This window comes from Lysinibacillus sphaericus (assembly GCF_001629735.1).
Taxonomy (GTDB): domain Bacteria; phylum Bacillota; class Bacilli; order Bacillales_A; family Planococcaceae; genus Lysinibacillus; species Lysinibacillus pinottii.
Genome location: NZ_CP015224.1, coordinates 1,145,801 through 1,158,488, shown reverse-complemented (window position 1 = coordinate 1,158,488; position 12,688 = coordinate 1,145,801). Strand labels below are relative to the sequence as shown.

Genomic DNA, 12,688 nt, shown 5'->3' with positions numbered 1-12,688 from the left:
CTCTATATCTTTGGTTTATGTACCAGCTAACAAGGGCATCCTGAGAAAAAAGGATGTGTGTGGATGAACGTCTTCATAATGGTTACTATCATTGTCATACCTGCTCTCATGGTCTATCTTCAGCAAAAAAGTGATAAAATGCGCCTTGTTTTCAATGCGTTAGGTGTCGTATCAGCTATTCTTTTTGGCTATATTGCCGCTACTTCTATAGCGCAGATTATTCGTGAGGATGTGGTCTTTATGACAACGATTCACGCTGTTTTCTTAAATCCTATTTTTCTAATGTCAGGCGCGTATCTAGGCTTATTTTTCATTCAATACATGATTGCTATCACAATACATTTTTGGGCTAAGCCTTAAAGAATGTTAATAAAAATCACAATAGACGCGCCATGTCTGTTCGTTTGGATTATAAAAGAAATAAAAATTGCCATTATCCACAATATTCAGTTGTGCCTTGGCATCTGAGGCAATCTGAAAGACAAAAGGTGTGTCTTCTCCAAAATCATAACCACTTTGACAAAAGGTCGGGTAGCCACCAATTTTGTGTTGCGGATACAGATCTTCGAGGATATCGTCAAAATAATTGAGACCCTTTTCATGCTCCAATCTTAGTATGTCCTCTTCAATTTGTGCAGGAATACCCCCGCCATCCCATACTGGATAATCATTGTGAATAAACTCTGCCTGCAGAGGAAAGGCTCGAATACGCTCATGCTGCCAGTCCCGCTGTACTAGGTTTTCTAAAGTGGTGTAGGCTCTTATTTTAAAAAAGTTGCTCAAATCATCCTCCATGAGATGTTCGAAAATATTCTCATGGACAAATAGCGTTACCAATTGAAATGGCTGTAAAGCAGGAGGAACATAGGGCAAATCTTTCAAAAATAATGTAGCAAGCGGTTGAAAATTGGAGGGTCGATCCTCCTCTAGTAAAGACCATCCCACATAGCCAATCCAACTTTCTAAAAGCTCATGGGTTGGACGGAAGCCACCCGTCTGGAATATGGTCGCTTGCTTGGCTAGCTGAGATTGGATATGTTTAATGCTCATGCGCAAGCTCCTGTTGTCGACAGCAGCAATCCGTTATATGATCATTGACCATACCAACTGCCTGCATAAATGAATAACAAATAGTACTTCCTACAAATTTAAAGCCGTCCTTCTTCAATTGCTTACTCATCCGATCACTACGATCTGTTGTCACTGGTACCTCTGCCATAGATGGCCATTCATTTACAATTGGTTGGTGATCGACAAATCCCCAAATATATTCAGAAAACGAGCCATATTTTTCTTGTATTTGTAGAAAAGCTTTAGCATTCGTCACAACGCTAGCGATTTTTAATTTATTGCGCACAATACGTGTGTCTTGCTGTAATGCCAAAAGCTTGTCCTCTGAATAAAGGATAATTTTTTTAGCCTCGAATTGATCAAATGCCTCTCGATAGCCCTCTCGCTTTTGTAAAATGGTCCACCAGCTAAGTCCTGCCTGTGCCCCCTCCAAACAAAGCATTTCGAATAAATGCTGATCATCATAGACGGGTACTCCCCATTCTTTGTCATGATAATCTACATACAACGGCTGATCTAGCTTGACCCACGAACATCTTTTCATCGAAAAACCTCCTATGCTTATGTATTATTTTATGGCCGTAATACATAGCCATCCTTTACTTGTCTTTTCACTTATATATACCGTTTGGAAACCGGTTTTTTTCAATAAATCCTTCATAGCTGCTGGTGTTTGGAATGCTTCCATATGGTAATTCATTTTGTAGAGCTCCGCAATGACAATAAATTTTCCTCCATTTTTTAATACCCTCCATACTTCCCCAACATCGTGCTCCAATGATGGCCAAAAATAATGGGTTTGAAAAGCTGTAATTGCATCAAAGAATTGGTCCTCATATGGAATTTGAGACACACTTGCCTCCTTAACAATGATGCTGCCACTTGCGACATTCGCTTCATTCATTTTGATGGATTCCTTTACTGCCTGTGCAGAAATATCAATCCCATAAATTATACCATTGGGATTCAATTTCGATAAAATTCCGAGTGTTTTCCCTCCGCCACAGCCAATATCTAACACACGGTCCCCATCATTGATGGCACCTTGCCGGATAAACCAACTATTCATGCCACGATGAGTGATATTCATGATACGTAGCATCCATGAACCCATCCATCCTTTTGGATTTTTTGCCTGTTCAATTAACGATTGTAATAATGACATATCAGTTCCCCTCTCATCAAAATCGATGTGGATTTTATCCTTTTTTTACATGTATACCCTGTATATAATGATAGAAAGCACATCAACGACAGAAACTCTTACTAGTTTGTACGTACAAAAAAGATTTTTGTTTCGTTTTCGGAATGAATAGGATGGAGGAACTTTGAATGATTCAACAAGCAGAGCAACAGGATGCCCTGGCAGCTGCGACATTAGCTTTATTGCTGTGGCCTAATCATACAGTAGAGGAATTTACTGAAAGCATGACACATTTATTGAAGGATGACAATGCAGCTATTTTCTTAGCCTACGACCATGACAAGGCGATTGGCTTTGCCCAATGTCAGCTGAGAACAGATTATGTAGAGGGTACGGACTCTAGTCCAGTCGGCTATTTAGAAGGATTATTCGTCATGGATAATTATCGACAGCAAGGCTATGCTAGACAGCTTGTAGCACATTGTGAACAATGGGCCAAGCATATGGGATGCTCAGAATTTGCAAGTGATTGTGAATGGGACAATACCGAAAGTTTACAAGTACATTTACAGCTCGGGTTTACGGAAGCGAATCGAATCATTTGTTTTACAAAAAAATTATAAAAAATGTGATAAAAAAATCACAAGTGCTTCGAATCCTGCACTTGTGATTTTTGCATCTATATATATGGTTAATTTAAATATGTATGGTTAGAAATATTACGTTCGCGCTCATCGATTATTAAATGGATCAGTAATGCAAGCTGTTGTTCTATGCGCATATTGTTTAGTTGTAAGATATCAGCAATCGCACTTTTATGCTTCTCTGCTAATTCAATTTCCTCTAACTTTAAAAGAATTTCCTCTTTTGTCAGCCCAAACATCTCTTATCACCCCCACTCCTTTTTATTATTATTTTAAACAAATTACACACACTTCACAAATAACATATAATCATCTTATATATGAACCATTTTTACTAATTATAGGCTAATTCACCGAAATTAATCAATCTATTATCTAAAATTTCTTACTATTTTTTTTACATCAATTCCAAACTTTATTATTCAAAAAATAACATTTACAAGAAAATATACCATTTTACTTCTTAATTTTTTGGAAAATTGCAGTAATTGAAAAGAAGTTGTCTATACCATTATAAAAATAATCAGTCAGTTTGTCGAATTATAGAGTTTTCGCTGCCTATTTATCTCATCGTTTTTGACCCAAACACATTACTTTACCCATAAATATAAAGTTGAAACCTTCTGATGCCTACCGCAAAAAAAGTAATTTCAAAATTGAAACTACTTGTCTTAGTTGTATAATCGGTTATTAAATTATTTTTTTAATATCATGTTTCAGCATTTTTATATGGTTCTCTTCATTTGTTTGAACCATCTCTATTTGTGATACTCTTGAAGCTGTGTCTCGATGCCAAGTTGTTGTCTGAACATGCTTTTGCACATATAACTGACTGTTTTCCTGTACCACCGCTGGAGCCTTCACTGCACTTAAATCTGTATCACGTATTTCTAATAAAGATTGATTGGACAGAGCTAAAAATGGGCGTGCTGCTTCGCCTACTTTGCAATGTTCAATACGTCCCATTGAACGATCAGACCATATCATCGCATACGTGCTATCCTGGCAGTCTTTGAAATGGCTGTTGGCTACTTCAAAAATGGCGTCAATACACGTAATCCCGTTATTTTGCATTTGTTCAAACGTACAATGCTGTGTAAACAAACGGGCATTGTTCAAATATACATGTTGCTTTTCCAGCTCTCGAATGTTTGTATGGTGAAGCATAATTTTGGCATGCTCATTGCCATAAATACCACCTGATTGCCCAAATTGAATAGTCGTTTGATGGAGCTGTAGCCCACTTGCATCCACAATGATATGAAATTGCTGATGGTTTTGGATTTGACATTCGGTCATCGAAACATCAGCTTCATCTACGATGGTCATACCAACAGCCATTCCATTACGTACATGGCATTTGCGAAACTCTGCCTTGCTATTCTCTATCAGCATTTGTGCTTTTACATGACGGTTAAACTGACAATCGTAGAATTGAGCTTCAGTTTTTTCTCCCAGGTACAGCCCGAGTCCTTGGCCATCTGAAAATATAGAATCAGATACCATTACCTCACTACGGTGGACAATCATATTCGTGTCATGATGATTCTTAATCTCACAGCCATCCATACGTAAAATCGTATCATCAAATAGCTGTATACCAACCCCCTGTCCTTGGTGAATAAGGCAATTGGTGATTGCCAGCTCACTAGACGCCGCTACAATTTGCTCCTTTTCATGACCATGAACTTCACAATCCTCCATTACCATCTTCACATGGCGAATCGCAAAAATACCATGTTTTTTCCCTTCGAGTAGCAGACAATTGCTTAATGTCATTTCACAATTTTGTGCAATAATTTGAGCTTTCACATGATGCTCAAGTGTTGTATCAACGAGAATAACACTGGAACCATTAGCAACACGCAGACCAAAATGATTGAGCGATGTAGCAAGCACAGCACAATTTTTCATCAGTAAACTACCATAGCTGACCATAATCTGTGTGCGAATCAATTGCTCCTCTATAATACAATTTTCTAACTGAAGATCTCCTTTCACATAGAGCCCCTGTCCTTGACGAAAACGTAAATTGCGCATATCTACATGAGTCTGGTAGCGAATAAAAACACCACCTTTAATTGTAACATTGCCAACTCCATACAATGTCAGCCGCTTGGAAATATCCAAGCTTTCCTCATAAATACCATCTCGAATTTCTATCATATCCCCAGGCATAGCCTCTTCAATTGCCTGCCCAATGCTTTGGTACCGATGCATAATACTTCTCTTTACTACAAGTGTTGCCATTTACACACTCCTCAGCCTAAAAATGATCGTACCCTATTTATATACCGAACAGGCTTGTAGTTATTCAATTTTGTGTAAAATTACTGGAATATACGTGGATTCACTTATGATGATTGAAGATTGTATGACGGTTTATGCTAGGGAATGGCACATCAGCACGCTTCCATACCTGAAATGAAATCGAAAAAACCAACAAAGAATGGGCATCCTTGTTGGTTCTTATTACTTTCCATTATTTTCTTCTTTTCACAAAAACAAAGGCGAAGATAGCTGCCAGCACTACTAGGATGGCAATGACCCACACAGTGCTTGAGTTAGAGGATGTTGTCTCATCAGTTTGCTGCTTTTCTCTTGGTGTGGCATTGGATGTTTGTACTTCTTTTGTATCATCTTCAGCTACCTGAGCAGAGCTGATTTGCACATATTGAAGTGTGGCTACATTCGAAGTTTGGGCATCATGACTATCTCCATGACCTTCTTCATGATTACCCTGTCCTTCTTGATCGCCGCCATGTCCATGATGGTGATCGCCAGCTGTTGTAAAAATAGAACGTTCTAGCTGTTGACCTACCCAGCTTTTAGCATCAGTTGATTCCGCAAAAATGCGAGGGTGGCCTGACAGCATATACGTTTTACCATTGATAATAATGCCCGTTTCATCTCTTGTCACGACATCTTCAATGGTACCAGTTGGACCTTCAGCATAACCGCCCATTTGAAGAAGCGTGTGGCCGCCCATATCATAGTCCAGATGTTCCATTAAGAAGGCAATATACTCCTCCTTCGTCATCGTTGCATCGGGGTTCTCTAATTCTAGTTTATGATGAAAAAGTGCTGTATTTATTTCCTTGTATGTAAGGTCGCCCTCCAAGGAAGAAATGTATTCTTCTTTTTGTGCTGCTTGTGCTAATTCATCCACTGTTGCTCCTTCAAGTCCAAAGAAGCCACCTACCCAGCTTGCAAAATCTTTGCGTGATAAGTTGTCAGTTGGGTTTAAGGCCATATCTTTGCCATTATACCCAAGGAGCCCAATACTATGTAACACCATAATGTCCTGAATAGTTGAGGTTGTTTCAGGGACATCCGTAAATAGTGTACTTTTATCCATCGTATGGGCGTAGGCAGCAGGTGCCATGAATAAAGTACTCATTAGTAATAAAAGTAAATATTTTCTCAAAATGATTCCACCTTCCAATACATTAGTATACAGCGTAAATGTGATGGAAGTTTGAAATTAAGGGACATATCGTTACAGTTTAAATCGTCGTATTAGACTATTTAATTGCTCGGCCATCTCTGCTAAATACTCGGAACTATGTTTAATTTCCTCCATAGAGCTAGCGGCCTGTTCGATGGTGGCTGATGTTTCCTGTATGCCTGCCGCTGACTGTTCAGAAATAGCAGCCATTTCGTCTACGGATTTATTAATCGTGTCAGTATTGTGAACGACATCATCTAGCTCGGAGGACGTTTGTTCAATATTTGTAGCAATGGCCTCTATTGCGTCAGCAATATGATGAAACGTTGCATTAGTAGTCGTAATTTGCCTTGTCCCTTTCTCTACTTCGCCATAGCCTTGTTCAAGAGAAGCGGTCACTCTATTGGAATCATCCTGAATGTTTCGCACAATATTCGTTATATCTCCTACAGAAAATGACACTTGCTCAGCCAACTTTCGTACCTCATCGGCAACTACAGCAAACCCTTTTCCTTGTTCTCCCGCTCGGGCTGCTTCAATCGCTGCATTCAATGCTAGTAAATTCGTTTGTGAGGCAATGGATTGAATGACAGTGACAAGCTTAGAAATTTCTTGTGTTTGCTTGCTTAATCCATCAACCTGGTCTACCGCATCCTTCACAATACGTTGAATTGCTCCCATCTGCTTCGTAGAGGAGGACATTAAGTCACGTCCTTCTTTTGCTAAAGCTTTGACATCCTGAGAATAGTGCTGGACGTCTTTATTGCTTTGATGAACGGCAGTTACTTTTCCAGCAAAATCGTTCATGGAGGTAGCAATAGCTGTCGTATGACTGGCCAGCTCTTCCGTTCCACCTGCAATTTCTGTCATCGTATTGACGATTTGCTCGGTGCCTGTCTTTACTTCAGTTGTAGATTGCAATAGCTCCTCACTCTGGGTAGCTACATCATTTGATACCGTTTGAATATGCTGTAATAAGCGATTTAATATATCCGCCATCGTATTGGTTGCCGCCATGAGTTGGCCCACTTCATCTTTTGATTGAATCTTTAATGGGGGACCGCTTAAATCGCCATTCGTCATTTGTTGCAGCCGCTCCGTCAATGTAATAATGGGTCTTGATATACCACGAGCACTCAGTAACTCAACAATAATTGCAATGACAAAGATGAGTATACCTACGACGATGCCAATTAGCTGCTTATTTTGGCCGGCAACCATCACGTCGGCTCCTACCTCATTAATAGCTTGCTTGCGTTGTTTGGCTAGATCTTCATAGCCTTCACGAATGGTCGTTGCTGTTACATCCATTTTCGTCATGTTTTGGATAGCGAGCTTTGCGTTGCCCTGGTCATAAATAGCAAATACTTGTTGTTCAATATAGCGATTCCATTCCTTCGCCATTTCTGCAAGTTTGCTGAAATCTTCAGAGCTTGTTAAGGCTAATCGCTGTTTTTCATTACTCGCCGCGCGCGCTACATTATCTTGAAAAATAGTTTTATACTTTTCATTGCCAGACAATATATAGCCTCTAGCCGCAGCTATTCTTAAATCAATGGTTTGCGCTTGCTCGTAATCTATAGTCAATAATTGTAATTCTTGCGAAACCATTTGTTCTGTCGCATTGTTACTTTGCTGAATGGCAAAATAATTGTACACGATATATAACGCCATTATTGTAATGACAATGCTAAAGGAAAAAACAATTCTTCTACTAATTGTTTTGAATGACATGTGCAAAAACTCCTTATTTTCCGAATCTATTCCATAAAAAGTAATCTACCATTTTAACAGAAAGATTGGTGACTTTAGGAATTTTTGCTATATTTCCAGAAATAACTTAGTCTTTTTTGTGTATTTGATAGCATCTTTCGACATGAGTAATTTGTCCTAATCAATCCCAAGCATGAAACATTACATCTCCAATAGTTTGACTTTTGAAGTAGGCAATGTTCTTCCATTCCATAGGAGATAAACTATGCAAGGCTCGGTCCTTTTCCAGTAAAGTATTCAGCGTTACCGCTTCCAAACATTTTCGCATAGGAAAATATTTGTGAAGCTGAGGCCTCGATAAAAAGGTAAAGCTAAGTTCTTTATCCGAATTTGCAAAAGCAATATATGGCATCCACCGATGGTGAAGAATGGTCAGCGTCTTTCCATCTAATTCCACTACTGCTTGCATATAGACAAAATGCGGTTGATCGATAAAATGTCGTACTTTCGCTCGCTGTTCACTTGTTGCTAAATGATATACCATCGATTGAAACATGCGCATATCCTGTTCGATTAAATGGTCGGCATCAAAGCCGGTAATTCCTTTCGTTAATCGCATCCAATCACTCCTTCATGTTTGTCACTCTATAGACCTTCTATTTCGAATAGTCATACTCCTCCCAGCATACTTACTTTGTTTCGTGAGAAGAAAAGAGTATTTTTAGCAGTCCTACTATTAATTAGTAAAATAATTATCGAAAACTAAATTGGTTTCTTGTTTTTGTATTACTCATCATTTAGCGTAACAGGAAATTATTGCATTTATTGTGTATAATTGAAATAAAAGTGAGGTGAGGATTTGTCAAATCTTCAATTTTTAATGCTGATGTTTATTTTATTAATGGGGATTGTTAGTTTAATTAAGGTTTATCAGATTAAGCAAGAGTCCATCATCAAGCTAAAGGAGCTCGAAGTGGAACTTGAAAAAATTAAGTTGGAAAGAGAAAAATAAAAACGCACCCCTAAGTTTTGGGGTGCGACGATTTGATTTAGCCTACTAGTTCTTGATATTCTGGATGCTTTTCGAACTCTGCTTTTGCGAACGGACATAATGGGATAACTTGTAGTTTTTCTTTTTTCGCATATTCAACAGCTGCTTTGACCAATTGCTGTCCAACATTTTGGCCCCTTAGATGTTCGGCTACATGTGTATGGTCGAGAATGATTCGACTATCTCCTACACGTACAAAATGCACCTCTGCTTCACTATTATCCTCGTTTCCGATATAAAATGATTGGTGACCTTGTTTAATTTCCATGGTATGATGCTCCTTTTATCTTTTATATTTTAATGCGCCACTTGGACATCGATTGATAACTTCTACTACATTTTTGACAGCTGCTTGATCCGGTGCGATCCAAGGCTTTGCTTTAACATTAAACACCTCTGGCAAGCCCTTTACACATTCAGCTGCATGCTGACACATGTCTTTATCGAAAAAAACTGTTATCTCTTCTCCTCTATACTCACGGTAACCCATACCTAACACACCCCTCATTTTTCTTTTTTCATTACCCCAAATGATGGTCTAATAATCCATCAAATAGTATATTTTTCTTTAGCGATATATACAGCTAGACCTACATCTAAAATGTTTATTATTCAATTGGTGTTAATCTTTCTTCAATTTTTAAATTAGGGCTTGTCAAATCGCGAAAACATTCTTGTGTTTGTCTTGAGATATGTTACGAATTTATATATCTCGAATTAATTTATCTCTAATTCGAGATAATGATAACATAATTTACTATTGGTCGTCAATCTCCCTACCAGTAAGCTCTTCACTATAAAAAACTCATGATTTCCTGAAGGATTTTATCCTGCTCACGACCTAAAGTCATTAAATGCTTGGAGTTTTCAAAGCCCCTTTTGTGTTTCCTAGCAGAATGAACACGCTGATAGATTGTGTCAGCACTATACGCGTATAAGTCCTCGTCTCTTTTGCCGTAGAAAATAGCAATTGGAATCGTGATTTTCTCAAGCTGCTGCATCGTTTCTATAATAAAATGCTGAAATGCAATCATCGCGTCCAATGGCATATCACTAAACGGCTTCATCTCATCTGTAACTTGAGACGCTGATTTACCCTCGATATGTTTATAATTATAAGCATAGTCAATGATTCTTTGTTTTAGTTGTGCTGGCTCCTTATTAATCGGTACCGATAAGACAATGATTTGCTGTAGCTTTTTTAATTGTGCAAGTTTCAATGTAAATACACCACCGATGGATAAGCCGATAACGGAAATTGTTTGATAGCCTTCATCCAGCAAAAATTGGTGCGCTTTCAACACATCCTGCCACCAGTCCTCAACTTCGTACTGTACTAACAGTTCTGGCTTCTGGCCGTGTCCTCTGTATAGAGGTACATAACATGTATAGCCCTTTTCGTGTAGCTTCGTCGCCACTTTCTTCATATCTCTTGTATGGCTTGTGAAGGAATGTAAAAGTAATACCGCGTGTTCATTTCCTTTCAAGTATATTTCTTTAGCCGGTAAAATAGTAAGCACAACATCAGAACCTTTCTTCACGTTCATCATAATAGAAGGTAGCCTCTTTAAGGCTACCTTCTTGTTGTATTTATAGCATAATGGAATGACATATGCCACTAATCTTGGCGTGCCCTATTTTATCATGCCGAATAAGCATAATGTTAGGCTCCCACAAATAATACAGCCTGTCCAATGGCAATAAAAAAGGCTTCATGCTGAATAGGACTGTTATCTTCAATTTGAAGTGTAATGTCAAAATGGGTTTCGCAGAAAGTCGCTTGCCAACGTGCGATCGGCTCCTCATTCCATGTAAAGATCGACCAGTCTTCCATTTCTTTACTGAGCTTAATTTGCTGCTCTCCATCTGTAATAACTAAATCAGGAATCATTATTTGCCAACCGTCATAGGCAATCATATAGTCCTTCCCCGTCACAAAATCCTTGCCTCGGAAATGTACACGACCACGTCGAGATACCTTTTTACAACTAAATAGTGGCTGACCAGTATGATCTTGGACGTCAAAACGTACAAAATAACGGAAGTCCATCGTCTTATCAAATGCTTTTTTTAGAGCATTAGAATAAACACGTTGAACCGTTGATGATGTCTCTCCTGATTCATTTAAAATCGATACCACCTCTGTAGAATCAATTTCCATTGGCTGTTTATATGTATAGGTTTTCAATCGACTCGCTCCTTCAAAACAATTGCTTCCTTAAAACTAACATAAAACAAGCACCCAATTCAAAGAATGTAAGCGTCAGATTGTGCAGTATCATACATTTACCTTTCTCAAGTTCAAATGCTTCCTGTTCAATGCTTAGCATCATCTTATAACATACAAAAGTAGACTACCGCTTTACTAGTAGTCTACTGCATTTTCTTTATTTATCTAATTTAAACGTAATATCTCCTAAGCCTATTTCTGATTTGATTTCCAGTACAACATCCGCCTTATCATATGCTTCATTGACATAGACACCTTTGCCCTTCGAAATGAGACCCTCAATATTGGATGAACCTATGCCCTTTTCTGTTGTTAATTTGACACCAACCTTTGAAGGGACAATGACTGTCGTTTGACCTACCCCAGTTTCAATACTTGCATTAAAGCTTTTTTTCCAATCGCCACCTAAATTGACAGTGAGATCACCGACACCCGCTTCAATATCTAGTTTTTCTAGCTGCAGTCCCTGTAAATCAAGATTGGCTAAGGAAGCCCCAGTTTCTACCGTCAAATCCATCGGGATATCGTCATTTAATTGGATGTCCCAAGTATTTTTAATATTGGAGATGCCTAGCTTCGTCGAGCCTTTATGTTTTATTTCTACTTCCCCTGTATCGCCACTTACATCATAATTAACTTGAGGGGCTAGCTTCTTAATATTATAGTCCGCTTTGCCCTCAACCCACTCCTTGGCGCCACCAGTTAGATTCATTTCGCCGACACCTAAATCAATAGCTACCTCTAATGTCTTGGCTTTATCCTTTTCTACTAAAATGGTTTCTTCTTGCATTTTGCTCGGCAAAAACGAAAAGCACCCTGATAAGACGAAAACTGATGTGCCCAATACGACACCTAACCCAACTAATTTCTTCAATTTAATTTCCTCCCGCTATATATTCTACCAATAATTTCATTATATAGGAGTGGAACATATAAAATACGACCTTGCGCTTGAAATTCATCTAAGACCTGAGACGTAGTCGTTACGATAAGTGCGGAAAATCACCACCCTCTAGCAATGCTTTTAGATTAGCAAGAGGCGCATCATAGCCCTGCATATTGAAGCTAACTGTTGTGCCATTGTCCTTTACTGCTAACGATATCGCGATGACCGTTTCTGGAACTTCCAAGTAAAATGAAAAAATCTCCTGTTTTTTGACCTGCTGAATCGTTAACTGCATTGGCAATGGATCGGCTAGCTGATTATGGTCATTAGGCATTAAAGTAAAGATCATCTTTTCTCCTGCAGCTAGTTTAGGGATGTTCCAAGTAGAGCCTGGCGCATACCATTGAGAGAGGTATTGCTCCTCGGTTACTGCTTGCCATACATTTTCTACTGCTGCATGAATCCAAATTGAGCTACCCATCCGCAACACATCCATTTCCT

Annotated in this window: 17 protein-coding genes; 3 read left to right on the top strand and 14 right to left on the bottom strand. The window is 38.7% G+C overall.

Features of this window, described 5'->3' with window-relative positions:
* Positions 1-63 precede the first annotated feature (63 nt).
* A complete protein-coding gene (locus A2J09_RS05560; protein WP_031419903.1) occupies positions 64-360 on the top strand; it encodes a hypothetical protein in 297 nt (98 codons plus the stop codon).
* A gap of 6 nt (positions 361-366) precedes the next feature.
* On the opposite strand, the gene A2J09_RS05555 is transcribed toward A2J09_RS05560, so the two are convergent.
* Genes A2J09_RS05555 through A2J09_RS05545 form a run of 3 tightly spaced genes read right to left on the bottom strand, consistent with a single transcriptional unit; the run spans position 367 to position 2,236 of the window.
* Positions 367-1,050 carry a DUF1963 domain-containing protein gene (locus A2J09_RS05555; protein WP_012294121.1) on the bottom strand — a complete coding sequence of 228 codons (684 nt, stop codon included), beginning with the start codon at positions 1,048-1,050 and terminating at the stop codon, positions 367-369.
* Positions 1,040-1,615, bottom strand: a complete 576-nt coding sequence (locus A2J09_RS05550; RefSeq protein ID WP_031419900.1) for a DNA-3-methyladenine glycosylase I — start codon at positions 1,613-1,615, stop codon at positions 1,040-1,042. The genes A2J09_RS05555 and A2J09_RS05550 overlap by 11 nt, the downstream gene beginning before the upstream one ends.
* Positions 1,616-1,639: 24 nt before the next feature.
* Positions 1,640-2,236 (bottom strand): class I SAM-dependent methyltransferase, encoded by a 597-nt coding sequence (locus tag A2J09_RS05545; RefSeq protein WP_012294119.1) that lies wholly within the window; start codon positions 2,234-2,236, stop codon positions 1,640-1,642.
* A 167-nt stretch (positions 2,237-2,403) separates the two neighbouring features.
* On the opposite strand from A2J09_RS05545, the gene aac(6') reads away from it, so the two are divergent.
* Positions 2,404-2,838 carry an aminoglycoside 6'-N-acetyltransferase gene (gene aac(6') / locus A2J09_RS05540; protein WP_012294118.1) on the top strand — a complete coding sequence of 145 codons (435 nt, stop codon included), beginning with the start codon at positions 2,404-2,406 and terminating at the stop codon, positions 2,836-2,838.
* A gap of 68 nt (positions 2,839-2,906) precedes the next feature.
* Here aac(6') and A2J09_RS05535 read toward each other — a convergent pair whose 3' ends face one another.
* The 5 genes from A2J09_RS05535 to A2J09_RS05515 all read right to left on the bottom strand — a co-directional run bounded on the left by A2J09_RS05535 (position 2,907) and on the right by A2J09_RS05515 (position 8,639).
* Positions 2,907-3,098, bottom strand: coding sequence for a hypothetical protein (locus A2J09_RS05535; protein WP_012294117.1), 192 nt, complete (start codon positions 3,096-3,098; stop codon positions 2,907-2,909).
* A gap of 451 nt (positions 3,099-3,549) precedes the next feature.
* A complete protein-coding gene (locus A2J09_RS05530) occupies positions 3,550-5,109 on the bottom strand; it encodes a right-handed parallel beta-helix repeat-containing protein (RefSeq protein ID WP_012294116.1) in 1,560 nt (519 codons plus the stop codon).
* Positions 5,110-5,341: 232 nt separating this feature from the next.
* On the bottom strand, positions 5,342-6,286 hold the full coding sequence (locus A2J09_RS05525; protein WP_036161407.1) for a hypothetical protein: 945 nt from the start codon (positions 6,284-6,286) through the stop codon (positions 5,342-5,344).
* Positions 6,287-6,358: 72 nt separating this feature from the next.
* Positions 6,359-8,041, bottom strand: coding sequence for a methyl-accepting chemotaxis protein (locus A2J09_RS05520; RefSeq protein ID WP_012294112.1), 1,683 nt, complete (start codon positions 8,039-8,041; stop codon positions 6,359-6,361).
* A 160-nt stretch (positions 8,042-8,201) separates the two neighbouring features.
* Positions 8,202-8,639, bottom strand: coding sequence for a hypothetical protein (locus A2J09_RS05515; protein WP_012294111.1), 438 nt, complete (start codon positions 8,637-8,639; stop codon positions 8,202-8,204).
* 240 nt (positions 8,640-8,879) lie between these two features.
* On the opposite strand from A2J09_RS05515, the gene A2J09_RS23635 reads away from it, so the two are divergent.
* Complete coding sequence (locus A2J09_RS23635) at positions 8,880-9,032, top strand: hypothetical protein (protein WP_155273022.1); 153 nt, start codon at positions 8,880-8,882, stop codon at positions 9,030-9,032.
* Between the two features lie 37 nt (positions 9,033-9,069).
* Here A2J09_RS23635 and A2J09_RS05510 read toward each other — a convergent pair whose 3' ends face one another.
* From A2J09_RS05510 to A2J09_RS05485, 6 genes are all read right to left on the bottom strand, one after another.
* Positions 9,070-9,339: a GNAT family N-acetyltransferase gene (locus A2J09_RS05510; RefSeq protein WP_012294109.1), complete on the bottom strand. Its 270-nt coding sequence runs from the start codon at positions 9,337-9,339 to the stop codon at positions 9,070-9,072.
* Positions 9,340-9,354: 15 nt separating this feature from the next.
* Positions 9,355-9,561, bottom strand: coding sequence for a (4Fe-4S)-binding protein (locus A2J09_RS05505; protein ID WP_343225176.1), 207 nt, complete (start codon positions 9,559-9,561; stop codon positions 9,355-9,357).
* 304 nt (positions 9,562-9,865) lie between these two features.
* A complete protein-coding gene (locus A2J09_RS05500; RefSeq protein WP_139015327.1) occupies positions 9,866-10,621 on the bottom strand; it encodes an alpha/beta hydrolase in 756 nt (251 codons plus the stop codon).
* 113 nt (positions 10,622-10,734) lie between these two features.
* The gene (locus A2J09_RS05495) at positions 10,735-11,259 is read right to left on the bottom strand and encodes a tubby C-terminal domain-like protein (RefSeq protein WP_036161405.1); all 525 of its coding nucleotides are present in this window, start codon (positions 11,257-11,259) and stop codon (positions 10,735-10,737) included.
* Between the two features lie 199 nt (positions 11,260-11,458).
* A complete protein-coding gene (locus A2J09_RS05490; RefSeq protein WP_036161404.1) occupies positions 11,459-12,175 on the bottom strand; it encodes a toast rack family protein in 717 nt (238 codons plus the stop codon).
* A gap of 109 nt (positions 12,176-12,284) precedes the next feature.
* A complete protein-coding gene (locus A2J09_RS05485; RefSeq protein ID WP_012294103.1) occupies positions 12,285-12,668 on the bottom strand; it encodes an SRPBCC domain-containing protein in 384 nt (127 codons plus the stop codon).
* Positions 12,669-12,688: the final 20 nt, after the last annotated feature.

Bases quoted from the DNA above. Each gene is read 5' to 3' on its own strand.
- A2J09_RS05560 (WP_031419903.1), top strand. From the start codon at position 64: ATGAACGTCTTCATAATGGTTACTATCATTGTCATACCTGCTCTCATG.
- A2J09_RS05555 (WP_012294121.1), bottom strand. From the start codon at position 1,050: ATGAGCATTAAACATATCCAATCTCAGCTAGCCAAGCAAGCGACCATA.
- A2J09_RS05550 (WP_031419900.1), bottom strand. From the start codon at position 1,615: ATGAAAAGATGTTCGTGGGTCAAGCTAGATCAGCCGTTGTATGTAGAT.
- A2J09_RS05545 (WP_012294119.1), bottom strand. From the start codon at position 2,236: ATGTCATTATTACAATCGTTAATTGAACAGGCAAAAAATCCAAAAGGA.
- A2J09_RS05535 (WP_012294117.1), bottom strand. From the start codon at position 3,098: ATGTTTGGGCTGACAAAAGAGGAAATTCTTTTAAAGTTAGAGGAAATT.
- A2J09_RS05530 (WP_012294116.1), bottom strand. From the start codon at position 5,109: ATGGCAACACTTGTAGTAAAGAGAAGTATTATGCATCGGTACCAAAGC.
- A2J09_RS05520 (WP_012294112.1), bottom strand. From the start codon at position 8,041: ATGTCATTCAAAACAATTAGTAGAAGAATTGTTTTTTCCTTTAGCATT.
- A2J09_RS05515 (WP_012294111.1), bottom strand. From the start codon at position 8,639: ATGCGATTAACGAAAGGAATTACCGGCTTTGATGCCGACCATTTAATC.
- A2J09_RS05510 (WP_012294109.1), bottom strand. From the start codon at position 9,339: ATGGAAATTAAACAAGGTCACCAATCATTTTATATCGGAAACGAGGAT.
- A2J09_RS05505 (WP_343225176.1), bottom strand. From the start codon at position 9,561: ATGGGTTACCGTGAGTATAGAGGAGAAGAGATAACAGTTTTTTTCGAT.
- A2J09_RS05500 (WP_139015327.1), bottom strand. From the start codon at position 10,621: ATGATGAACGTGAAGAAAGGTTCTGATGTTGTGCTTACTATTTTACCG.
- A2J09_RS05485 (WP_012294103.1), bottom strand. From the start codon at position 12,668: ATGGGTAGCTCAATTTGGATTCATGCAGCAGTAGAAAATGTATGGCAA.